Genomic DNA, 21,986 nt, shown 5'->3' with positions numbered 1-21,986 from the left:
TCGCTTTCGCAAGACACTAGTTCTGAAAGGTTCACCACTCGTGCGCATCGCTACCTGGAACGTGAATTCGATTCGTACCCGGCAGGATCGGGTGCTGGCGTGGCTGGACCGCGCCGATATCGACATGCTGGCCATGCAGGAAACCAAGTGCAAGGACGAGCAGTTCCCGTTCGAGGCCTTCGAGGCGGCCGGGTACGAGGTCGCGCACGTGGGCTACAGCCAGTGGAACGGTGTGGCCATCGCCTCCCGGGTCGGGATCGAGGATGTCGAGATCGGCTTCCCGGATCAGCCCGGATTCGACAAGGACGCCGGGGAATCGCTGCTCAGCGCGCCGGTGGTGGAGGCCCGCGCGATCAGCGCGACCTGCGGCGGGGTGCGGGTGTGGAGCCTGTACGTGCCCAATGGCCGCGCTCTGGACGATCCGCACTACACCTACAAGCTGGAATGGCTTGCCGCCCTGCGCAGTGCGGGCAGCAAGTGGCTGTCGGAGGATCCGGACGCGCAGATCGCGCTGGTGGGTGACTGGAATATCGCGCCGACCGATCTGGATGTGTGGTCGCCGGAATTCTTCGAGGGCAAGACGCATGTGTCCGAGCGGGAACGCGACGCCTTCGACGCCTTCGGCGAGGTGGGCTTCAGCGACGTGATGCGGCCCTTCCACCCGGGCCCCGGCGTCTACACCTACTGGGACTACACGCAGCTGCGCTTCCCCCGGAAAGAGGGCATGCGCATCGATTTCATCCTCGGCTCCCCCGCCCTGTCGGCCCGGGTCACCGAGGCGAACGTGGACCGCGAGGAGCGAAAGGGCAAGGGCGCCAGCGATCATGCGCCCGTGGTGGCCGAACTCGCCGACTAGACGGACCGGCTCTTGATGGCGTCGCGGGAGATGAAGACGTCGTAGCTGCCCGCAGCCGCGATGACCGCGTTGCCGTAGGCCGAGCGCACGAAAGGCCTTGTGTACCAGGACTGATTCTTCATGTCCTGGAAGAAGTCGGCGTCGCTGCCATTGAGGAAGATCTGATTCTGCTTGGTGGCGATGCCGTCCAGCCGCTGGCCGTAGAGCCGGGTCACCTTGTACCCGGAGTTGAAGCCGAGCGCGTTCACCCACGGTTCGAGTTCCACGATATTGGCCTGCAGTACCCACAGGTCGCCCTCGACCTGATAGGTCTGGTGCTGGTCGCCGTGGTCCTTGTCGCCGTAGAGGGTCAGTTCCACGTTCATCAAGTGCTCTTGCCCCGCAACAGGTTTGGCCTCGATGTGCGCCGCCTTCACCTCCCCGGTGAGCCCGAGAAACGTCTGCAGCAGCGTGGTGATCCACAGGATCACGACCGCGACGAGCACCAGCCCGGCCGCACCCGCGCCCCGGCCGGCCAGGGCCCGCCACCCCACCTTGCGCGCTTTCAGAACAGCCGTGACGAGCAATCCGATCGCCGCGATGCCGAGTACCAGCAGCAGCATCTGGATCCAGCCGAAGGTAACCGGGAAGACCATGCCGTTGTTGTACCCGCTGGGGACGACACTTCACGGCGCCGTCACACATCGAATGTGCGTGTCGCATCGGCGAGTCGCGCCTCGCCGACAAGACACACAGGAACTCGCTCGGGGGCCGGGTGGATCGGGGAGTCTGCGGGCTGATCCACCCGGCCGTCGAGCAACTTTCCGCGCACGGTGCACCACCCGGGTTTGATGAAGTGTGGGCACCGCGTTCCGGGACCGTCCGGCGACGGCCCCGACCTGGTGATCCGGACCGGGGGTGCGGCGAGATAACCACTCCCGAGCCCCGCCACCGTTCCCCACTCCGGTCACCCGTACCGGACGGTAATGCAATCTGGTGCTGGAGCGGCCCAGATACCACGCCGATGGCACGAATCGAGAGTGCTCGAGGCACGGAAAGTCACAGTTATCTTCAAAGTAGCTACACGTTCGAATATCTCGTGCAGAATGCCGGTCAAAACCCGGCCCCGGCCGGTGGCGGACCTCGGAGGGGCGAGATGAACAATCCGACAGGCTCGAGTGCGCACCAGGTACTCGACGAGATCCTCACGCGCTACGGCAGCCTCGACGCCTTCAGCGCCCACCTACACGCCGTGCTGGACGCACCGACCATCGTGCTCCCCAACCCTGTGGTCACTCCCGCCGCCGGCGGACGGCACCGACGTCGAGACCCCGCCGACCGGGGACCGGCGAGCCGGGTGGCGTGAAGCAAACCGGCCCCGCACCGAACAGGTGCGGGGCCGGGGATGCGCGTGGGTCAGAAAGCGGCTTCGTCCAGCTTCATGATGTCGTTGTCGATGTTCTCGACGACCGAGCGCACGCCGCTGATGAGCGGCAGCTTGTTCTTCGCGAACCAGGACGCCACGCCGACCTTGCCGGTGTAGAAGTTCGTGTCCTTGTCGGCCGCACCGGCGTCCAGCGCCGCCTGGGCGATGGCGGCCTGCTCCAGCAGTCGCCAGGAGATGACGAGATCGCCCACGGCGTACAGGAATCGGACCGAACCCAGACCGACCTTGTAGATCTCGTCGATCTGCTGCTGCGCGGCCATCAGGTAGCCGGTGAGGGTGGCCGCCATGGCCTGCACGTCGGCCAGCGCCGCGCCGAGCAGCCCGCGCTCGATCTTGAACTGGTCCGGGCCGGCGTCGATGAACTGCTGCATCAGGCCCGCGACGTGCGCGAGCGCCACGCCCTTGTCGCGAATGATCTTGCGGAAGAAGAAGTCCTGCGCCTGGATGGCGGTGGTGCCCTCGTACAGCGAGTCGATCTTGCAGTCGCGGATGTACTGCTCGATCGGGTAGTCCTGCAGGTAGCCGGAACCACCCAGGGTCTGCAGCGATTCGGTCAGGCTCTCGTACGCCCGGTCCGAACCGCAGCCCTTGACGATCGGCAGCAGCAGGTCGTTGACCTTCTCCGCCAGCTCGGCGTCCACCCCGTAATTGGCCTGCGCCACATCGGCGTTCTGGTACGAGGCGCAGTACATGTACAGCCCGCGCAGACCCTCGGCGTACGCCTTCTGGGTGGCCAGCGAACGACGCACGTCCGGGTGGTGGGTGATGGTGACGCGCGGTGCGCTCTTGTCGGCCATCTGGGTCAGATCCGCGCCCTGCACGCGCTGCTTGGCGTACTCCAGGGCGTTCAGGTACCCGGTGGACAGCGCGCCGGTGGCCTTGGTGCCCACCATCATTCGCGCGTTCTCGATGACCTTGAACATCTGCGCGATGCCATTGTGCTTGTCACCGACCAGGTAGCCGACGGCCGGAAGGTCGCCGCCGAAGGTGATCTCACAGGTGGGCGAGGACTTGATGCCCATCTTGTGCTCGACGCCGGTGACCAGCGCGCCGTTCTTGGCGCCGAGTTCCATGGTCTCGGTGTCGAACAGGAAGCGCGGCACCACGAACAGCGACAGGCCCTTGGTGCCCGGGCCGGCGCCCTCGGGGCGGGCCAGCACCAGGTGGAAGATGTTGTCGGCGGTGTCGCCCACATCGCCACCGGAGATGAAGCGCTTCACGCCCTCGATGTGCCAGGTGCCGTCGGCCTGCTGGATCGCCTTGGTGCGGCCCATGCCGACATCGGAGCCGGCGTCCGGCTCGGTGAGCACCATGGTGCCGCCCCAGCGGTTCTCCCACGCGTGGGTGGCCCACTTCTGCTGCTGCTCGGTGCCCTCGTCGAAGAGCACCTTGTGCATGAGCGGACCCATGTTGAAGAACGAGGCCGAGTTGTTCGCGGCGACCAGCATTTCCTGGATGCCCCAGATGAGGGCGTTGGGGGCGGGCACGCCACCCATCTCCTCGGCCATGCCCAGACCGGAGTACCCGGCCTCGTTGACCGCGGCCACGGTCTTCTTCAGCGATTCCGGCACGGTGATGGTGTGCTGGTCCGGAATGAACTCGACCGGGTTGCGATCGGCTTCGACGAACGATTCCGCGATCGGCCCCTCCGCCAGGCGCTTCGCCTCGGCGAGCATCTCCCGCGCGGTGTCGGCGTCCAGGTCGCCGTAGGCGCCCTGGTCCAGCAGTTCCCCGATACCCAGTACTTCGAACAAGTTGAACTCGATGTCTCGTAGGTTCGCCTTGTAGTGGGACACGGAAGGGCCTCCTCGGCTGAGTCTGAACTGGTGGAGCAATGTCGAAGATCTGGTCGAGCGTCTCGAAGATCAAGGCGAGGTTGCCGTACGCCTGTCCTGTTACGCAAGCGTAGGTACGCCTCTTTACCCGGAAAGCCCCGTTCGACCGGGAAGAATCCCGAAAAGTTAACCCCGCCGTTATGTGCTGGACCGGGACCCGCGGGCATACAGCCCCTTGGCCTGCTGCGGAGTGACGGTCGCGGGATTCGTGGGAACCCCGGCTCGCATGTGCTCCTCGAGCAGATGGCCGGCGAATGTGGCATTTGCGGCCCGGGCCGGCCGGGCCGCGGGGGACAACGTCAGGGATTCATTTCGTAGACCCCGGCCAGGGCTTCGACCTGCGCCGATACGCGGTCGAAGCGGGCCTGGTCGGCGATCGGGCGGCGGACCAGATCCAGGGCGCGGATCTGCTGGGCCTTGGTGGCGGTCGGTTTGGTGTGCAGGGTCAGGGCGTGCTCGGAGAACTCGCGGACGAAGAGGTCGAAGAGTTGGTCGAGCACCGACTCGTCGGCGCCGGCGATCTCGGCCTGTTCGAGGATGAGCTGGGCGTACGGGACCGTGGTGAACAGCTCGCCGAGGGCGAAGAGGAAGTCGACGTCCTGCTGCTGTGCGGCGGTCGGGGTGGCGGCCGCGAGCAAGGTTTGGAAGGCGAGGGCCTGTTCCAGGAAGACCGCGACATTCGGGATGTGGGCGAACTTCTCGAAGACCGGTCGCCAGTCGGTGAAGCGGATCTTGCCGAGGCCGCTGCTCGGGCCCTGGCGGAACAGGAATTCGTCGTCGGCGGCGTCGCGGCGGGTGGGCACGGGAGCGTGTGCGGCCCGGGCGAATTCGCCCTTCAGCGCGGGCACCGCCTTGGCGGCCGGGCCGCTGGCACGACGGCTGGTCCAGCTCAGCGCCCCGGACACCGCTCGCACCGCGCCCTTGGGCGCGACGCCCGCGCCCGGCAGGTAACGCAGCGCGGCGAGCCCGGCGTCGGCGGGGTGGAACATGAAGTTGGGCATGAACTTCAGCGACAGGGCCATGTTCACGTGGACGGTGCCCTCGAGCCGTGGCAGGCCGAACATGCCGACCATGGCCATCGGGAAGTACATGTCGTTCTCGAAGCCGCGCGCCGCGATGACGTCGGCGAGGTCCTCGTACAGCCGCTGGCCGTGCCGGGTGACCGACATCTTCTCGATGGCGTTGAAAAGCAGGTAGCGCCGGTCGTTCTCATTGGCCGAGCGCAGGTAGTCGATGGCCCGCTCGCTGTAGAGCTTCATGCCGATCAGGCGGGCGTAGCTGTCCGCCAAAAGCGATTTCACCTGCGGGAACTCGGTCACCCGGTGCCCGAACAGGATTCGGTTGTACGCGTGGCCGACCGCCTCGAACATGGCATGCTCACACGCGCCGACCGCACCGAAACCGAGATTGAACTTGCCGACATTGACGGTGTTCATGGCGGCGTCGAAGGCCGCGCGCCCGGTGTGCAGGATGTCGGATTCGGCGACCGGGTACCGGTCGAGATCGAAAGCGGCCACATACATCTGGGAGTCGACGACGTTCTTGCGCAGCTTGTAGTTCTTGTGCCGGGAGTCGGCGGCGAAGAACAGATAGCCCGAGTACTCCTCGTCGGTCATCTTCCGCAGGAAGTCCGAGGAGTCGATGATCGGCTTGTCGGCGCGGCGGCCGAAGACCGACACCATGCCCGCGAGATTGCCGTTGCCGATGTAGTGCTTGCTTCCGGTGGCGGTGTAGCCGCCGCCCGGTTTCGGTTCCAGCACCATGTCGGTGGAGTAGATGTCGGCGCCGTGCTCCTTCTCGGAGAGGCCGAAGGCGAAGATCTCGCCGGATTCCAGCAGCGCGGCGGCGCGGGCCTTGGCCTCGGCATTGGCGCTCTGCCAGATCGGGCCGAGGCCGAGGATGGTGACCTGCCACACGTACCAGTACTGCATGCCGTAGAAGCCGAGGATCTTGCTCATCATGGCGATACGCGCGGTGTCCCAGCGCTTGTTCGGGTCGCCGCCGGCCTGCGCCGCCGGGGTCAGGAAGGTCGCGAAGATCCGTTCGAGCTTGATGAAGTCCAGGAAATCCGCGTACCAGACCCGGTCCCGGCTCTCGGCCAGCAGCCTGGTCTTGCCGAAAGTCTCGAAGTAGTCGACGGTGGCGCGCAGCAGCCGCCTGGTCTCGGCGTCGAATTCGGCGAATTCGCAGGTCTTCGGATTGAACAGGGTCTGACTCATCGGGATTCGTCTCCTCCGGCCGGGGGCGTCCACGGCTCCTCCGGGTGGTTTCCTTCGTGAATGTAGCATTTTTGTGCACTGCTGTAGGAAACGATCTTGTTACCGGCTCGGACCAGCGGGTCCCCACCCCGCGCGCACTGCTATCGTCGGTGCGCATGGGCATCGATTCGGCGATACGACCACGCCAGCGCGCGCGGCATCTGGGTCCCGAACGGCGTCGCCCGCAGGTCCTCGACACCGCCCTCGAGATCGCCGTCGCCGACGGCATCGCGGCGGTGACCATCGCCGCCGTGGCCGACCGCATGAAGGTCACCCGCCCGGTCGTCTACGCCTGCTTCGCCGATCGGGTGGAGCTCCTCGAAGCGCTCATCCGCCGCGAGGAGGACTACCTGGTGCAGGGCGTCATGGACACGCTGCCGCGCCGCCGGGTCGAAGCCGACGAGGCGGTCTTCGTGGAGGGCTTCCGCGCCCTGCTGCACACGGTGTCCCAGCGGCCCGACACCTGGCGCCTGCTGTACGGCAATCCCGATCCGGCCGTGGCGGATTCGTTCGGCAAGGGCCGGCTGCTGGCCGTGGAGCGCTGCACCCGGCGGTTGCGCCCGACCCTGAAGGCCTGGGGCACCGCGCAGGCCGAACGCAAGCTGCCGGCCCTGGTCGAGCTGTGGGTCTCGGCCGGCGAGGGTGCGGTGCGCACCCTGCTCACCGATCCGGGCGAGTGGACCCCCGACACACTGGGCGAGTTCGTCGGCGCGGCGGTGTATCGGGCCCTGCGCCACGCTTGAGAATCCGGGGTCCTGCCGTTATCCGGTGGCTACGATGGGAAAGGGACCATCGGTCATCGGGAGGCCGCCATGACGTTCTATCGGCAGGTTGGTTCGGTGCCGCCCAAGCGGCACACGCAGCATCGGGACGAGCGGGGCACGCTCTATTACGAAGAGCTGATGGGCGAAGAGGGCTTCTCCGGTGATTCCTCGCTGCTCTATCACCGGGGATTGCCTCCGGCCATTGTGGATTCGTCGGTGTGGATACTGCCCGAGCAGCGGCTGTACCCGAATCATCCACTGCGGCACCGGCATCTGAAGCTGCACGAACTGTTCCTGGGCGACAAGCCGGCCGACAGCGATGTGGTGACCGGGCGGCGGCTGCTGCTGGGCAATGCCGATGTGCGCATCTCCTACGTGGCGGCGCTGCGGGAATCGGCGCTGTACCGCAATGCCGTCGGCGACGAACTCGTCTACATCGAATCCGGTTCGGGGCGGGTGGAAACCGTCTTCGGGGCACTGCCGGTACGGCAGGGGCATCAGGTGCTGCTGCCGCGCGCCACCACGCATCGTTGGATTCCCGACGGCCCCGAACCCTTGCGCGCCTATGTCATCGAGGGCGCCGGCCACATCACCCCGCCCAAGCGGTATCTCTCGAAATACGGCCAGTTCCTGGAGAACTCGCCCTATTGCGAGCGGGATCTGCATGGGCCTGCAGAGTTGATGCAGACCGACGGCGAGAACGTGGAGGTGCTGGTCAAGCACCGTCCCGCCGGTGAGATCGTCGGCACCAGCATGGTGTACGCCAGCCACCCCTTCGACGTGGTGGGCTGGGACGGCTGCCTGTACCCGTTCACCTTCGATATCGCCGACTTCGAACCGATCACCGGCCGCGTGCATCAGCCGCCGCCGGTGCATCAGGCCTTCGAGGGGCAGAACTTCGTGATCTGCAATTTCGTGCCGCGCAAGGTGGACTACCACCCGCTCTCGATACCGGTCCCCTACTACCACTCGAATGTGGACTCCGACGAGATCCTCTTCTACTGCGGCGGAAACTACGAGGCGCGCAAGGGATCCGGGATCGGGCAGGGCTCGGTGTCGGTGCATCCGGGCGGGTACGCGCACGGGCCGCAGCCGGGGGCCTACGAGCACAGCATCGGCATCGATTTCTTCGACGAGCTGGCGGTCATGGTGGACACCTTCCACCCGTTGCAGCTGGGTGAGGGCGCGCTGGCGTGTGAGGACGCGCGGTATGCCTGGACCTGGTCGGGGCGAGGGCCGTCCGAGTGGATCTGAGTCCGAGTGGTGCGACGGTGCAGGGGTTGGTGACATGGGATCGGGTGGTGGGGAAATGAGCAGCCGGGTGCGGATCGAGGTGCCCGCGGGTTCCGGATTCGGTCCGGAACACCTGCCGTACTGCGTGTTCCGCCCGCTGGGCGGGGACCCGCGGGTGGGGGCGCGGCTGGGCGATTCGATCATCGATCTGGCGGTGGCCCTGGATGATCCGATGTTCGCGCAGCCCAACCTGAACGCCTTCATGACCCAGGGCCCGCAGTGCTGGCGGGAGGTGCGCGAGCGGGTGCGCGCGGCGGCCGACGCGGAACTGCCCGCGCCGGCGGTGCATTCGGTGCGGGCGGTGCGGCTGGACCTGCCGGTGGAGATCGGCGACTACGTCGACTTCTACGCCAGCCTCGATCACGCCACCGCCATGGGCCGGATGCTGCGGCCGGCCGGTGAACCGCTGCTGCCGAATTGGCGGCACCTGCCGGTGGGGTATCACGGGCGCGCGGGCACCGTGGTGGTGTCGGGCACGGATGTCGTCCGGCCGCACGGGCAGCGCCGGACCGATTCCGGCACACCGGATTTCGGGCCGAGCCGCCGCCTCGATATCGAGGCCGAACTGGGCTTCGTGGTGGGCGCGGGCTCGCGGCTCGGTACGCCCATCGGGACCGGAGAGTTCGCCGAGCACGTCTTCGGGGTGGCGCTGGTGAACGACTGGTCGGCCCGGGATATCCAGGCCTGGGAGGGGCAACCGCTGGGCCCGTTCCTCGGCAAGTCCTTCGCGACCAGCCTGTCGGCGTTCGCGACTCCGCTCGACGCGTTGGCCGCCGCGCGGATTCCGCTGCCGCCGCAGCATCCGGAGCCGCTGCCGTATCTGCGGGACGACACGTCCTGGGGACTGGACATCACGCTGACCGTCGAGTGGAACGGCCAGGTGATCTCCACTCCCCCGTTCCGGCGCATGTATTGGTCGGGGCCGCAGATGCTCGCGCATCTGACGGTCAACGGCGCGTCGACCCGCACCGGCGACCTGTTCGCCTCCGGCACCATCTCGGGGGCCGATCGTGGCGAGCGCGGGTCGCTGATGGAAATGAGCTGGGGCGGTACCGAACCGATCGAGTTGAACGGGGTCCAGCGGACCTTCCTGCAGGACGGCGACGAGGTGGTCATCACGGCCACCGCACCCGCCATCGGGGGCGGTCACCTGGAGCTGGGTGAGGTGCGCGGGCGCATCACGAAAGCCGAGTGATAGCTAATCCGCATCACCATGAACATCATCACTGACCCTACCGACCGGTAAGTCAGGAACGTTACCGTTCCGAAGGTCTGAAGACTTCGGAGGGTGGCGTCAATGTTGACCAGTTCTGCCCGGTTCGCCATGGCACGCCCGCGCGCGGTCCTGGTGGCCGCGCTCCTGTTGATGCTCGTGTGCGGTGGCTTCGGAGCCACCGTGAAATCCCACATGGTCGGCGGCGGCTATCTCACCGACTCGCTGGAGTCGGTGCGCGCCAATGACTTCATCACGAAGAACTTCCCCGGCGGCAATCCCAACCTCATCGTCATGGTCAGCGGTGACGGGGGCGTCAACAGCCCACAGGTGCGCGGCGAGGCGCAGCGCGTCACCGACGAGCTGAGCCAGGACCCGACGGTGACCGGCGTGCAGTCGTATTGGACCAGCCTCGCCGCCCGGTCCGATCTGGCCGCCGCACTGAAGAGCAAGGACGGGCAGCGCGGGCTCATCATGGCCACGGTCACCGGCACCGACACCGAGGTGCAGAACCGGGCCGCCGAGCTGTCGAACCAGCTCAATGGGGACAACGACGGCGTGCAGGTCCGGGTCGGCGGCATGGCCGGTTCCTTCGCCGATATCAATCACCAGGTCGAGAAGGACCTGCTGCTGGCGGAGGCCATCGCGGTGCCGGTATCGGCGCTGCTGCTGGTGCTGGTGTTCGGCAGCGTGGTCGCGGCGCTGCTGCCGGTCGGCGTGGGACTGTTCGCGATCGCCGCGACGCTGGGCATTCTGCGCGGGCTGACCACGGTCATGGATGTCTCCATCTTCGCGCTGAACATGACCAGCGCGCTGGGGCTGGCCCTGGCCATCGACTACAGCCTGTTCATTGTCAGCCGGTATCGCGAGGAGCTGGCCAATGGCCGCGATACCCGGGCAGCCATTCTGCGTTCGGTGCAGACCGCGGGCCGCACCGTGGTGTTCTCCGGCTTGACCGTCGCCCTGGCCCTGGCGGCGCTGGCGGTGTTCCCGCAGCCGTTCTTCAAGTCCTTCGCCTACGCCGGTGTCGCCGTCGTCGCCGCGGCCGTGGGCGCGTCGGTGCTGTTGCTGCCCGCCGCGCTGGTGCTGCTCGGCGATCGGGTGAACGCCTGGGATCTGCGGAAACCGGTGCGCCGCCTGCTCGGTCGCGGCGAGCCCGCGCCCAAGCCGGTCGAGACCACCTTCTGGTACCGGCTGGTGACCGCGGTCATGCGGCGGGCGCTGCCGGTCGCGGTGATCGCGGCGGCGGTGCTGCTGGCCCTCGGATCCCCCTTCCTGAAGGCACATTTCGGCACCCCGGACGATCGCGTGATCGGCACCTTCGCGTCCAGCCGTCAGGTGGGTGACGCGCTGCGGCAGGACTTCAATGCCGACATGGCCTCCGGCACGGTGATCGTGCTGCCCGGATTCCACGGCGGCGCAGCGGAAATCGGCGCATATGCCAAGAGCCTGTCGGAGGTGCCGGGTGTCGCGGCGGTGCTGTCCAGCGAAGGCGTCTACCTGGCGTCGCCATCCGCCGAGGGCATTCCGCCGACCGGCAAGCGGGTGGCGGCCGGTATCCCGCAGATGGCCGGCCCGAACGGGACCTACCTTTCGGTCGGCACGAAGGTCGCGCCCTACTCCGCCGCGGGCAAACAGCAGCTCGCGGCACTGCGGGCGGTCCCGGCTCCCGGCGAGGTGCGGTACGGCGGCGCGGCGGCCCTGAACGAGGACACCATGGACTCGGTCATCAGCCGGATCCCCTTGGCGGCCGCGCTCATCGCCGTCATCACCCTGATCCTGCTGTTCCTGTTCACCGGCAGCGTGGTGCTCCCGGTGAAGGCACTGCTGTTGAACATGCTGTCGCTGACCGCCACCTTCGGCGCCATGATCTGGGTCTTCGCGCAGGGCCACCTGTCCGGTCTGCTGGGGTTCACCCCGACCGGCAGCATCGACCTGTTCATGCCGATCCTCATGTTCTGCCTGGCCTTCGGCATGTCGATGGACTACGAGGTCTTCCTGCTGTCCCGGATTCGCGAGGAGTGGCTGGCCTCGGATCGCGGCCGGGCGGCCAATACCCGCTCGGTGGCCCTCGGGGTGGCCCGCACCGGCCGGATCTTCACCGCCGCAGCGGGTTTGATGGCGGTGGTGCTGCTGGCCGTGGCCACCTCCGAGGTCGCACCCATGAAGTTGTTCGGCATCGGCCTGGCGCTGGCCGTGGTCTCCGACGCCACCATCATTCGCGGCCTGCTGGCCCCGGCCCTCATGCGCCTGATGTCCACCGGCAACTGGTGGGCGCCGAAACCGCTTGCGGCGCTGCACAAGCGGATCGGGCTGGAGGAGGAGTCAGCCGCGGCGGTAGCCGAGGGCGACCACGCCGGCGGCGAGCAGCACCAGGACGCCGAGACCGACGCCCATGCTGTCGGCGAAGGCGACCGGGTGGGCGCCGTCTCCGGCGTGTGAGGCCATCACGATGCCGATCACCGCGACGCCGCTGGCGGCGCCGAATTCCCGTGCGGCGAGATCATGCTCGCCGCCCGCCCGCGCGACTGAGCGCCCCGGTCGGAGGTTCGCTCAGCGGGCGGCGGTCCGGCCCGCGTCGACCACCGCCACGAAGTGGTTCAGATCGGCGACGAGGGTGTCCACGGAATCCGGTGCGCCGCCGTCGTCGTGGTGGTGCAGCCAGTCGGCGACCAGTTCGAACATGCCGCCGATGGTGGCGAGGGCCAGCGCCAGCAGGTGCGGGTCGTCGCGCGGATCGGCCTGCAGCCATTGGTGTTTCAGGAATTCGGCGGACCAGCGGCGGTTGGAGCGGCGCATGGCTTCGACGGTGGGTGAGATGCCGCCGGCTTCGCCGAAGGTGACCTTGGCCAGGCGGGGGTCGTCGGCGATGGCGTGGACGAAGGCGGCCAGGACGGTAGCGCGGCGGGTGGCCCAGTCCGCGTCGGCGGTTTCGACGGCCACCTCGGCCACCCGTTGCTGGATGCCCGTGGTGATCTGTTCCAGCAGGGCGGTGTAGCAGGCTTCCTTGCTGTCGAAGTGGTCGTAGAAGCCCTTGGTGCCGACGTAGGCGTGCTGACAGATCTGTTCGATGGAGGTGCCCGAATAGCTCTGCCGGGCAAAGAGTTCGGTGGCGGCGGCGAGCAGCTGACGGCGGCGCTGGGCGCTGCGCTCGTCGGCGTCGAGGCCGCGGATGCGACGCCGTACGGGGGTCCGGTCGGTCGGCGCGGCAGATTTGCTGCGGGACATGCCTAGACGATAGCCAAGCTCATTTCAGAAAGACATCTTGTTGGTAACCTGAGGCCGTGCTGTAATCGCTGTCACGTCGATGCGGAAGGGAACAGAGACGTGGCAATCACTGGGGATCGCGGGCGTGGGAGGCGGCTGCTCGCGGCCCTCGCGACGGCACTGACGACCGCCTCGGCCGTACTACTGGGGGGAGTCACCGCGGGAACGGTTGCCGCGCAACCACTCCCGGTGAACGCCGACCCGTTCTATCGAGCGCCCGGCGGGTTCGAATCCACCGATCCCGGCACGATCCTGCGCAGCCGCGAGGTGCAGCTGGCGATGCTCACCGTGCTGCCGGTGCACGTGCGATCGTGGCAACTGCTGTACCGCACCACCGACCTGTTCGGGCAGCCGACGGTCGCGGTCACAACCGTGGCGATTCCGGAGGGGGCCAACACTTCTCACAGTCGGCCGCTGGTCTCGCACCAGTTCTTCTACGACAGCACCTCACCCGCGTGCGCGCCGTCCTACGTGCTGCAGCAGGGTGGCGGGCTACCCGCACTGGAGGGCGTGCACTCCACCGTCGAGTACCTGGAGCTCGCGGCCTCCATCAGCCAGGGGTACGCCATCAATGTGCCCGACTACGAGGGCCTGAACGGGCATCTCGCGGTCGCCAAGGAACCAGGATATCTGGTTCTCGACAGCGTGCGCGCCGCCGAAAGCTTCCAGCCGCTGGGCCTGGACGGCGCGAATACGCCGGTGGCCCTGTGGGGTTACTCCGGTGGCGGCATGGGCAGCGGCTGGGCGGCGGAGATGCAGCCGGGCTATGCGCCGGAGCTGAACCTCGAGGGCATCGCGCTGGGCGCGCCAGTTTCGGATGTCGAATCCCTGTTGCACGTCAACGGTTCGATGTTCGCCAGCCTGATCGGCGTGGGTATCGCCTCGCTGCGTAATGCGTATCCCAAGTTCGCCGAGACCACCGAGAAGTACCTGACACCCGAGGGCCGCGCGGTCATGGATCGCACCGCGAACCAGTGCCTGGTGCGCAATGTGCTGAACCTGATGTTCACCGACTATCAGCGCATGCTGACCATCCCGATCGCCGACTACCTGGCGCTGCCGGAGATCAAGGAGGTCTTCGATTCGACTGTGCTGGGCAGTAATCCGCCGACCGCGCCCACCATGGTCTATCAGGGCGTCTACGACGAGGCCGTGCCGTGGTACACCAACGACCGCATGGTCCAGCGGTGGTGCGACGGGGGTGCTTCCGTCTATTACAAGCGCGACCACCTCAGCGAGCACCTGACCCTGACCACCCTCGGCATGGCCGACGCCTTCAACTGGATCAAGTCCCGCCTCGCCCCCGGCGCGGCCGACCCGTCCGGCTGCCGTACCGACGATGTGATCACCATGCTCGGCAGCCTCGACGCCCTCGCCACCCAGACCGAGATCGAGCTGGACGCCGCGTTCGGCGCACTGGGCTGGCCCATCGGCCCGCAGGAGCGCTGAGACTCGCCTACCCGCTGAACCGCACCCGGCCGAGTCCATCCCCCGAGCAGACCGAATCGTATATTCCGCGGTCTCGGAGCGTGCGTGCCGTGGAGCGCGGTATGGTCGCTGCGGAAAAGTACGTATGCCAACGGGGGCTCGCACCAGCGGGCTGAGAGGACGGCTAGCGGGCCGTCGACCGTATGAACCTGACCGGGTAATGCCGGCGTAGGGAGGATTCACCCATGTCATCGAGTCGCGTCCCGAGCAACTCCGCGCCCGTCGACACCGTGACAACCGGTCCCATCGAGGGCAGCGTCAAGCACTACGAACAGGTCGAGGCCGACGGCACGACGCTGCGGGTTCCGGTGCGGCGCATCAATCTCACCAATGGCGAGCACTTCGACGTGTACGACACTTCCGGTCCGTACACCGACGACACCGCCACCATCGATCTCGAGGCGGGGCTGCCCAAGCTCCGCGACACCTGGGACAAGCCGCAGGTCGACGGCCCGCCGACCCAGCTGGCCTGGGCCCGCCAGGGCATCATCACCAACGAGATGCGCTATATCGCGGCGCGCGAGGGCGTCGGGCCCGAGCTGGTGCGCGACGAGGTGGCCGCCGGTCGCGCGGTGATCCCGGCCAACCACCGCCACCCCGAGTCCGAGCCGATGATCATCGGCAAGAAGTTCGCGGTCAAGATCAATGCGAACATCGGCAATTCGGCCGTGAGCTCCTCCATCGCCGAGGAGGTGGAGAAGATGGTGTGGGCCACCCGCTGGGGCGCCGACACCATCATGGATCTGTCCACCGGCAAGAACATTCACGAGACCCGTGAGTGGATTCTGCGCAACTCCCCCGTCCCGGTCGGCACCGTGCCGATCTACCAGGCGCTGGAGAAGGTGAACGGCGATCCCACCAAGCTCACCTGGGAGATCTACCGCGACACCGTGATCGAGCAGGCCGAGCAGGGCGTCGACTACATGACGGTGCACGCCGGCGTGCTGCTGCGCTACGTGCCGCTGACCGCCAAGCGTGTCACCGGCATCGTTTCGCGCGGCGGTTCCATCATGGCGGCGTGGTGCCTGGCGCATCACCAGGAATCGTTCCTGTACACCAACTTCGCCGAGCTGTGCGAGATCCTGGCCAAGTACGACATCACCTTCTCGCTGGGTGACGGTCTGCGCCCGGGCTCCATCGCGGACGCCAATGACGAGGCCCAGTTCGCCGAGCTGCGCACCCTGGGCGAGCTCACCAAGATCGCGAAATCCTATGGCGTGCAGGTGATGATCGAGGGCCCGGGCCACGTGCCCATGCACAAGATCGTCGAGAACGTGAAGCTGGAGGAGGAGCTCTGCGAGGAGGCCCCCTTCTACACGCTCGGGCCGCTGGCCACCGACATCGCGCCGGCCTACGACCACATCACCTCGGCCATCGGCGCGGCCATCATCGCGCAGGCGGGCACCGCCATGCTCTGCTACGTGACGCCCAAGGAGCACCTGGGCCTGCCCAACCGGGACGACGTGAAGGTCGGCGTGATCACCTACAAGATCGCCGCCCACTCCGCTGACCTGGCCAAGCAGCACCCGCGCGCCCAGGACCGCGACAACGCACTGTCCAAGGCGCGCTTCGAGTTCCGCTGGACCGACCAGTTCAACCTCTCGCTGGACCCCGACACCGCCCGCGAGTACCACGACGAGACCCTCCCGGCCGAGCCCGCCAAGACCGCGCACTTCTGCTCCATGTGCGGTCCGAAGTTCTGCTCCATGCGCATCTCGCAGGACGTGCGCGACTACGCCGAGAAGCAGGGCCTCACCGATATCGCCGCCATCGAAGCGGGCATGGCGGAGAAGTCCGCCGAGTTCGCCTCCACCGGCAACCAGGTGTACCTGCCGGTCGTGTCCTAGGACCGCATCCGGTAGCCGGCGAATCCGATTCGGGGCGGGCGGCTTTCGAGCCGCTCGCCTCGAATCGTGTTCCGGCCCGGCGTCGTTGCCTCAGGCCCTGCTCGAGATCTGCTGGACGGCCCAGCTGTTGCCGTCCGGATCGTCGAAGAAGATGAACCCGCTGTTGTCCAGCGGGTCGCCCGCCGACGGCGGCCCCGGCAGCACCTGGATGTCGCTGACCTCGACTCCGCGCTCGACCAGTTCAGTGTGGGCACGCTTCAGATCCGGCACCACCAGCTGCAGCCCTTTGAGATATCCCGGCTCCATCTTCGGCACCACACCCTCGCCGATGACGATCGAACAGCCCGAGCCCGGCGGGGTGAGCTGACAGATCCGCGTCCCCTCCGCGGGCCGGACATCGTGGTCCACATGGAACCCGAGCTTGGTGCTGTAGAAATCCTTGGCGCGGTCCACGTCCGACACGGGGACGATGACCACTTCGAGTGTCCAGTTCATGACAGTTCCTTCCGATTCGAGTGCTCTTGCGGAAGTCGGAGCCGAGCCGCGGAATTCATCATGGTTCGGGAATGAATGCCGGCACGCCCGCGGCGAACGCTACCGTTCACTGGTCACGACGCTGCCAGCGTTGGGCGAATTCGCCCGGAACCGGTGGCGGGCCGGGCAGGTCACCGGTGGCGGTGAGGCCGTCGATCAGCAGGGCCAGGACCCGGCGGCGCAGCTGGGCGGTGCGCTCGGGATCGGGCAGTGCGATCGTCGCGCAGGCTTCGAGGATCAGGCCGAAGTCGGCGACGGTGACCCCGGGCCGCAGCCGCCCCGATTCCCGGGCCCGGCGCAGGAGTTCGTCATTGAGTTCGGCCGAGCGCTGGACGTCCGGGAGGATCGATTCGTCCGGGGTGAAGGTGCCGGCCAGATGCACGGTCAGCGAGTGCACATCGGCGTCGACCACGCGGTGCAGGAAGTCGACCAGTGCCGCCCAGCCGTCGGAATTCTCCAGGGCCGCTTCGGCTTCCGCGTTATAGCGGCGCAGTCCGTCGTAGCAGAGGGTGCGCAGCAGCTCCTCCTTGCTCGGATAGCGGCGGTACAGCGCGCTGATGCCCACCCCCGCGCGCTCGGCGACGGCCGAGATCGGCGCCTTGGGTTCGGCCAGGAACACGTCCCGCGCGGCGGCCAGGATGAGTTCGTCATTGCGCGCGGCCTGCGCCTTGCGGCCGGGTAGGGCGCGCTGAGCTGCGGGTTCGGCTGTCTTCGGCATGAATCCGAGCTTACCACTTGAACGGAATGATCCGTTCTGTTATGGTTTGAACAGAACGAAGCATTCCGTTCCACTGAGGAGAGAATGATGAACGCCATCCGCCCCTTCCGCATCGACGTCCCCCAGGCCCAGCTGGACGATCTGACCGAGCGGCTGCGCAGGGCGCTGTGGCCGAACGAGCTGCCGGGCGTGGGCGACGCGTACGGCGTCCCGAACGCACGCATTCGCGAGCTCGCGCAGTACTGGCTGGAGGAGTTCGACTGGCGGGCACTGGAATCCGAGCTGAACGCCTACCCCCAGTTCACCACCGAGATCGAGGGTGAGGACATCCACTTCCTGCACGTGCGGTCCGCGCGAGAGGATGCCACCCCGGTGATCCTCACCCACGGCTGGCCGGGCTCGATCCTCGAGTACGTGGATCTCATCGCGCCGCTCACCGCACCCGAGGACACGGACGCTCCGGCCTTCCACGTGGTCATCCCGTCGCTGCCGGGCTACGGATTCTCCGGCCCGACCCGCTCCACCGGCTGGAACCGCTACCGCACCGCCCGCGCCTGGGTGGAGCTCATGGACCGGCTCGGCTACACCCGGTTCGGTGCGATCGGCAATGACGCCGGCTCGATGATCGCGCCGGAAATGGGCCGGATCGCGCCGGATCGCGTGCTGGGAGTCCATGTGACGCAGCTGTTCTCGTTCCCGTCGGGCGACCCGGCCGAGATGGCCGGCCTGTCCGAGGAGGACATGGCCGCACTGGCGCACCTGCAGTGGTTCTACGACAACAAGTTCGCGTTCAATACGCTGTCGAGCCAGCAGCCACACACCCTGGCCTTCGCGTTGTCGGATTCGCCGCTGGGGCTGCTGGGCTGGAACTCGCAGCTCTTCCCCGAGAGCCTCGACGCGGAATTCGTGATCGGCAATATGGCCATCTACTGGCTGACCGGCACCGCCGGATCGTCCATCCGCTTCTACTACGAGGACGCCCACGCCACCGAGCAGCCCACCGGACCGACCACCGTCCCCACCGCGCTGGCCATGTTCGCCGGCGATTTCCAGTCCATCCGCCCCTTCGCCGAACGCGATCACAAGAACATCGTGAGCTGGCACGCCTACGACGTGAACTCGGGCTCGACCAGCGCCAATGATGCGGCGGGACACTACGCCGCACACGAGGCGACCGACGTGCTGGTGGCGGATATTCGCGAATTCTTCGCCGGGCTGCGCTGATTCGCCCGGTTCTGCCCGAAGGCCGGCCTGGATCCTCCCGCATGTTCGCGAGACGCGCGGCGATGGTTCCCGGAGGCTCTCGCTGATGTACTGAATTCATCATCGCAACAACGAATTACACGAGGTGAGAGCCATGAAGGTCGCCATTTTCGGAGCCACCGGAACCGTCGGTCGCCACGTCGTCGCCCGTGCCCTCGCGGCCGGGCATCAGGTCACCGCGCTGACCCGCGATGCCGCCAACCTGACCGCCGCAACCCACGAGCGGCTGCGCGTCGAGGTCGGCGATGTGCTGGACCCGGCCGCGGTGGAGCGCACCGTGATCGGGCAGGACGCGGTGATCGTCACCCTCGGCGCGGGCCGCAAGGGCGTGGTGCGCGCCGAGGGCACCCGCCACATCATCGAGGCCATGGCTCGGACCGGGGTGAAGCGGCTGATCTGCCAGTCCTCGCTGGGTGTCGGCGACAGCCGCGGCAATCTGAACTTCGTTTGGAAGTACGTGATGTTCGGCATGCTGCTGCGGCAGGCCTACGCCGATCACGTGCGGCAGGAGGAGTACGTGCTGGCCAGTGATCTGGATTGGACCATCGTGCGGCCCAGCGCCTTCACCGACGGACCGGCCACCGGGAACTACCGCCGGGATTTCCCGGCCACGGAAACCGGTCTGTCGCTGAAGATCTCACGCGCGGACATCGCCGAGTTCCTCGTCGAACAGCTCACCGACGGCACCTACGTCCGCCGCACCCCGGGCATCTCGAACTGACCCGGTGCGCCGCCGATCAGAAACCGAAAACCTCTGCCATGGAGATGGATTCGTCGTCCCAGCGCCGTTCTATGGCGGCGCGCTCGGCATCCGGGAGGTACGGATCCCATCCGGCCCTGCGCCAGAAGGCTTCTCGATGCTCATCGCTGAGGAGATGCGGCGTGCTCATGGCGAATTCCCTGGATCGTGACGACCGTCACATCGATTCTAACGACGAGGTAGATCACTTGCGGCCGAGTCGCACACCGACTTGTGTCCGACGGAAAGAATCGAGCGCTCGTCCCCCATCGGGTACGAGCGCTCAGTCCTGTTGTGGCGGTGGCAAGCCCGCCGGTTATGTGGTCTTCGGCGAGGTCAGGTCGTAGAGGGTGATGCCGTCCACCTCCTGCGAGTTGAAGTGCTCCTTCACCCACGCCGTGATCTGCGAGCTCTGGCTCTGGTTGCCGCCGTTGCCGCCGCGGTCGCCGCCCATCTGATTGCCGCTGATGAAGTAGTGGATCCGGCCGACCTGCACGTACTCCTGGAACTGGGACAGTGTCGGCGAGGGGTCGCTGCCATTGAAGCCACCGATCGGCATGACCGGCAGCTGGGTCGCCAGCTGGAATCCGGCCGCCGAGTTGGAGCTGACCGTCGCCGCCACCCAGGTGTACTCGGAGCCGTCGGCCTTCAGCAGCGCGGTGACCTTGTCACTCGGGTTGCTCGCCATCATCATGTTGCCCGCGCCGCCGCCGAATCCGCCGTGCTGACCGCCACCCGGCTGCCCGCCGGGCATGCCATTGCCGGGTCCCGCATTGCCACCCGGTCCACCGTTGCCGGTGCGGCCGTTCGGCATACCGTGGTCGCCGCCACGCGGACCGCCCGGACCCCAGCCGCCGCGCACCGCGGGTCCGGCCGAGGGCATCGGCCCCTGGTGTGCGGTGGCGATGCCGTCCACGGCGTAGGCGGTGGGACCGGCCAGACCGACCAGCACCGCGGCCGCCGCGACGGCCAGACCGGCCTTGCGGGGCAGGCGAATCAGCAGCAGGACGGTGGCGACAATGCCGCCCACCAGGACCACCCAGCGCAGCCACGGCACGAAGGACGTGCTGCGGGACAGGATGATCCACGCCGTGGCCGTGGTCAGGCCCATCGCCAGAACGGCGGCCAGACGCACACACAGCCGATCGCGGTGCTGCCAGGTGAGCACCGAGCCCGCGCCGATCAGCGCGGCCACGGCCGGGGCCAGCGCCACCGTGTAGTACGGGTGGAAGATGCCCTTCATGAGGCTGAACACCAGTCCGGTGCCCACCAGCCAGCCACCGAACAGGATCAGCGTGGCGCGCTGGGGATCGGTGCGGGCCAGCTTGCCGCGCAGGGCGATTCCCGCCACCAGCAGTACCAGGGCGGCCGGGATGAGCCAGGCGATCTGACCGGCCTGCGCCGGTTCGAACAGCCGCCCGATGCCGGGCGTGCCCCACATGCCGCCACCACCGCTCGGCAGCTGGTCGCCGCCGCCGAAACCGCCGACGCTGCCGCGCTCATTGCCGTCGAGACGGCCCAGGCCGTTGTAGCCGAGGGTGAGTTCGATGATCGAATTGTGCTGCGAGCCGCCGAAGTACGGGCGATCCGAGGCCGGCCACAGCTCGGCCAGCAGCACCCACCAGCCGGCGCCCGCCACCATGGCCGCGGCCGCACCGAACAGCTGCGCGATGCGCTTGCCCAGCTCGGGCGGGCCCGCGATCAGGTAGGTCAGCGCCAACGCGGGCACCACCAGCAGCACCTGCAGCTGCTTGGCCAGGAAGCCGAGTCCGATGAACGCGCCGGTGAGCAGCACCCAGCGCCAGCGGCCGTCGGCGACCGCGCGGGTCATGGCCCAGGCCGCGGCCAGCATGAGGAACACCAGCATGGCGTCCGGGTTGTTGAACCGGAACATCACGGCGGCAATGGGAGTCAGCGCCAGCACCAGGCCGGCCAGCAGTCCGGCGCTCGCGCCGAAGGTGCGGCGCACGATGGCCCACAGCAGCGCCACCGAGGCCACGCCGAGCAGGGCCTGCGGCAGCAGCATGCTCCAGCTGTGCAGGCCGAAGATCCGCACCGAGATCTCCATGGGCCACAACGACAGTGGCGTCTTGTCCACGGTGATGGAGTTGGCCGCGTCGGAGGAGCCGAAGAACATGGCCTTCCACGACACCGAACCCGCCTGCACGGCGGCCGCGTAGAAGGAGTTGGCCCAGCCGTTGGCGGACAGGTTCCAGAGGTAGGCGATGGCGGTGCCGATCAGCAGGGCCGCCAGCGCCAGGTACTCCCGGCGGCCGGTGCGGGCCGCGGGCGGCTCGGCCGGGGCTGGAGCGAGCCGGGGCTCGGTCAGAGTCGCGGTCATCGGTCGCCTCCTCGGTCAGCTCGATCGGTGGGGGTGTCGGACGGGGTGGTCCAGTACGGCAGGTCGCCGTGTTCGGGATAGCACCGGCCGGGAAAGTCCACTCGCACCAGACGGAAGCCATCGGTCGGAAGCGCCTGTGGCGCA

At 67.5% G+C, this 21,986-nt stretch carries 18 protein-coding genes and 1 riboswitch; of the genes, 10 read left to right on the top strand and 8 right to left on the bottom strand.

Translation table 11 applies throughout. The features are described from left to right. Positions 1-40: 40 nt before the first annotated feature. Positions 41-856, top strand: a complete 816-nt coding sequence (locus ACFXN1_RS31705; RefSeq protein ID WP_379438243.1) for an exodeoxyribonuclease III — start codon at positions 41-43, stop codon at positions 854-856. Here the strand turns inward: ACFXN1_RS31705 and ACFXN1_RS31700 are convergent. Then, positions 853-1,491 (bottom strand): hypothetical protein, encoded by a 639-nt coding sequence (locus ACFXN1_RS31700; RefSeq protein WP_379401302.1) that lies wholly within the window; start codon positions 1,489-1,491, stop codon positions 853-855. The two genes, ACFXN1_RS31705 and ACFXN1_RS31700, sit on opposite strands and share 4 nt — an antisense overlap. Positions 1,492-1,991: 500 nt before the next feature. Between ACFXN1_RS31700 and ACFXN1_RS31695 the strand changes: the two genes are divergently transcribed. Next, complete coding sequence (locus tag ACFXN1_RS31695; RefSeq protein WP_379401301.1) at positions 1,992-2,201, top strand: hypothetical protein; 210 nt, start codon at positions 1,992-1,994, stop codon at positions 2,199-2,201. Positions 2,202-2,251: 50 nt separating this feature from the next. Here the strand turns inward: ACFXN1_RS31695 and ACFXN1_RS31690 are convergent, their stop codons facing one another. Next, complete coding sequence (locus ACFXN1_RS31690) at positions 2,252-4,078, bottom strand: acyl-CoA dehydrogenase (protein WP_379438245.1); 1,827 nt, start codon at positions 4,076-4,078, stop codon at positions 2,252-2,254. Between the two features lie 338 nt (positions 4,079-4,416). After that, positions 4,417-6,336 (bottom strand): acyl-CoA dehydrogenase family protein, encoded by a 1,920-nt coding sequence (locus tag ACFXN1_RS31685; protein WP_379438246.1) that lies wholly within the window; start codon positions 6,334-6,336, stop codon positions 4,417-4,419. A 155-nt stretch (positions 6,337-6,491) separates the two neighbouring features. On the opposite strand from ACFXN1_RS31685, the gene ACFXN1_RS31680 reads away from it, so the two are divergent. The 4 genes from ACFXN1_RS31680 to ACFXN1_RS31665 all read left to right on the top strand — a co-directional run bounded on the left by ACFXN1_RS31680 (position 6,492) and on the right by ACFXN1_RS31665 (position 12,087). Beyond that, entirely contained in the window at positions 6,492-7,118 is a 627-nt protein-coding gene (locus ACFXN1_RS31680; RefSeq protein ID WP_354843547.1) for a TetR family transcriptional regulator, read from the top strand. 69 nt (positions 7,119-7,187) lie between these two features. Next, a complete protein-coding gene (locus ACFXN1_RS31675; protein ID WP_379438247.1) occupies positions 7,188-8,393 on the top strand; it encodes a homogentisate 1,2-dioxygenase in 1,206 nt (401 codons plus the stop codon). 55 nt (positions 8,394-8,448) lie between these two features. Then, positions 8,449-9,627 (top strand): fumarylacetoacetase, encoded by a 1,179-nt coding sequence (fahA, locus tag ACFXN1_RS31670; RefSeq protein WP_379438249.1) that lies wholly within the window; start codon positions 8,449-8,451, stop codon positions 9,625-9,627. 102 nt (positions 9,628-9,729) lie between these two features. After that, positions 9,730-12,087, top strand: coding sequence for an MMPL family transporter (locus ACFXN1_RS31665; protein WP_379438250.1), 2,358 nt, complete (start codon positions 9,730-9,732; stop codon positions 12,085-12,087). A gap of 111 nt (positions 12,088-12,198) precedes the next feature. Here the strand turns inward: ACFXN1_RS31665 and ACFXN1_RS31660 are convergent, their stop codons facing one another. After that, a complete protein-coding gene (locus ACFXN1_RS31660) occupies positions 12,199-12,873 on the bottom strand; it encodes a TetR/AcrR family transcriptional regulator (RefSeq protein WP_379438252.1) in 675 nt (224 codons plus the stop codon). A gap of 99 nt (positions 12,874-12,972) precedes the next feature. Between ACFXN1_RS31660 and ACFXN1_RS31655 the strand changes: the two genes are divergently transcribed. Continuing rightward, positions 12,973-14,361, top strand: coding sequence for a lipase family protein (locus ACFXN1_RS31655; RefSeq protein ID WP_379438253.1), 1,389 nt, complete (start codon positions 12,973-12,975; stop codon positions 14,359-14,361). A gap of 120 nt (positions 14,362-14,481) precedes the next feature. After that, positions 14,482-14,592, top strand: a riboswitch (TPP riboswitch). Continuing rightward, entirely contained in the window at positions 14,586-16,247 is a 1,662-nt protein-coding gene (gene thiC, locus ACFXN1_RS31650; protein ID WP_379438255.1) for a phosphomethylpyrimidine synthase ThiC, read from the top strand. (Overlaps the previous riboswitch by 7 nt.) Before the next feature lie 90 nt (positions 16,248-16,337). Here thiC and ACFXN1_RS31645 read toward each other — a convergent pair whose 3' ends face one another. Together ACFXN1_RS31645 and ACFXN1_RS31640 are read right to left on the bottom strand one after the other, a co-directional pair. Then, the gene (locus ACFXN1_RS31645) at positions 16,338-16,742 is read right to left on the bottom strand and encodes a VOC family protein (RefSeq protein WP_379438256.1); all 405 of its coding nucleotides are present in this window, start codon (positions 16,740-16,742) and stop codon (positions 16,338-16,340) included. 106 nt (positions 16,743-16,848) lie between these two features. Further along, a complete protein-coding gene (locus ACFXN1_RS31640) occupies positions 16,849-17,499 on the bottom strand; it encodes a TetR/AcrR family transcriptional regulator (RefSeq protein WP_379438258.1) in 651 nt (216 codons plus the stop codon). 87 nt (positions 17,500-17,586) lie between these two features. Between ACFXN1_RS31640 and ACFXN1_RS31635 the strand changes: the two genes are divergently transcribed. After that, on the top strand, positions 17,587-18,723 hold the full coding sequence (locus ACFXN1_RS31635; protein ID WP_379438260.1) for an epoxide hydrolase family protein: 1,137 nt from the start codon (positions 17,587-17,589) through the stop codon (positions 18,721-18,723). A 133-nt stretch (positions 18,724-18,856) separates the two neighbouring features. Further along, positions 18,857-19,483 carry an NAD(P)-dependent oxidoreductase gene (locus ACFXN1_RS31630; RefSeq protein ID WP_379438261.1) on the top strand — a complete coding sequence of 209 codons (627 nt, stop codon included), beginning with the start codon at positions 18,857-18,859 and terminating at the stop codon, positions 19,481-19,483. A 16-nt stretch (positions 19,484-19,499) separates the two neighbouring features. On the opposite strand, the gene ACFXN1_RS31625 is transcribed toward ACFXN1_RS31630, so the two are convergent. Then, on the bottom strand, positions 19,500-19,652 hold the full coding sequence (locus tag ACFXN1_RS31625) for a hypothetical protein (protein ID WP_379438263.1): 153 nt from the start codon (positions 19,650-19,652) through the stop codon (positions 19,500-19,502). A 165-nt stretch (positions 19,653-19,817) separates the two neighbouring features. Then, complete coding sequence (locus ACFXN1_RS31620; protein WP_379438264.1) at positions 19,818-21,842, bottom strand: glycosyltransferase family 39 protein; 2,025 nt, start codon at positions 21,840-21,842, stop codon at positions 19,818-19,820. Positions 21,843-21,986: the final 144 nt, after the last annotated feature.

The sequence above is a fragment of the Nocardia sp. NPDC059154 genome (assembly GCF_042755705.1).
In the GTDB taxonomy this organism is placed as follows: domain Bacteria; phylum Actinomycetota; class Actinomycetes; order Mycobacteriales; family Mycobacteriaceae; genus Nocardia.
The sequence above is the reverse complement of the archived record's forward strand: the minus strand, read 5'-3'. Positions and strand labels throughout refer to the sequence as shown.

Excerpts from the sequence above, each read along its gene's own strand:
- thiC (WP_379438255.1), top strand. The coding sequence starts at position 14,586 with ATGTCATCGAGTCGCGTCCCGAGCAACTCCGCGCCCGTCGACACCGTG.
- ACFXN1_RS31665 (WP_379438250.1), top strand. The coding sequence starts at position 9,730 with ATGTTGACCAGTTCTGCCCGGTTCGCCATGGCACGCCCGCGCGCGGTC.
- ACFXN1_RS31635 (WP_379438260.1), top strand. The coding sequence starts at position 17,587 with ATGAACGCCATCCGCCCCTTCCGCATCGACGTCCCCCAGGCCCAGCTG.
- ACFXN1_RS31680 (WP_354843547.1), top strand. The coding sequence starts at position 6,492 with ATGGGCATCGATTCGGCGATACGACCACGCCAGCGCGCGCGGCATCTG.
- ACFXN1_RS31630 (WP_379438261.1), top strand. The coding sequence starts at position 18,857 with ATGAAGGTCGCCATTTTCGGAGCCACCGGAACCGTCGGTCGCCACGTC.
- fahA (WP_379438249.1), top strand. The coding sequence starts at position 8,449 with ATGAGCAGCCGGGTGCGGATCGAGGTGCCCGCGGGTTCCGGATTCGGT.
- ACFXN1_RS31660 (WP_379438252.1), bottom strand. The coding sequence starts at position 12,873 with ATGTCCCGCAGCAAATCTGCCGCGCCGACCGACCGGACCCCCGTACGG.
- ACFXN1_RS31640 (WP_379438258.1), bottom strand. The coding sequence starts at position 17,499 with ATGCCGAAGACAGCCGAACCCGCAGCTCAGCGCGCCCTACCCGGCCGC.
- ACFXN1_RS31620 (WP_379438264.1), bottom strand. The coding sequence starts at position 21,842 with ATGACCGCGACTCTGACCGAGCCCCGGCTCGCTCCAGCCCCGGCCGAG.
- ACFXN1_RS31685 (WP_379438246.1), bottom strand. The coding sequence starts at position 6,336 with ATGAGTCAGACCCTGTTCAATCCGAAGACCTGCGAATTCGCCGAATTC.
- ACFXN1_RS31695 (WP_379401301.1), top strand. The coding sequence starts at position 1,992 with ATGAACAATCCGACAGGCTCGAGTGCGCACCAGGTACTCGACGAGATC.
- ACFXN1_RS31645 (WP_379438256.1), bottom strand. The coding sequence starts at position 16,742 with ATGAACTGGACACTCGAAGTGGTCATCGTCCCCGTGTCGGACGTGGAC.
- ACFXN1_RS31625 (WP_379438263.1), bottom strand. The coding sequence starts at position 19,652 with ATGAGCACGCCGCATCTCCTCAGCGATGAGCATCGAGAAGCCTTCTGG.
- ACFXN1_RS31700 (WP_379401302.1), bottom strand. The coding sequence starts at position 1,491 with ATGGTCTTCCCGGTTACCTTCGGCTGGATCCAGATGCTGCTGCTGGTA.
- ACFXN1_RS31675 (WP_379438247.1), top strand. The coding sequence starts at position 7,188 with ATGACGTTCTATCGGCAGGTTGGTTCGGTGCCGCCCAAGCGGCACACG.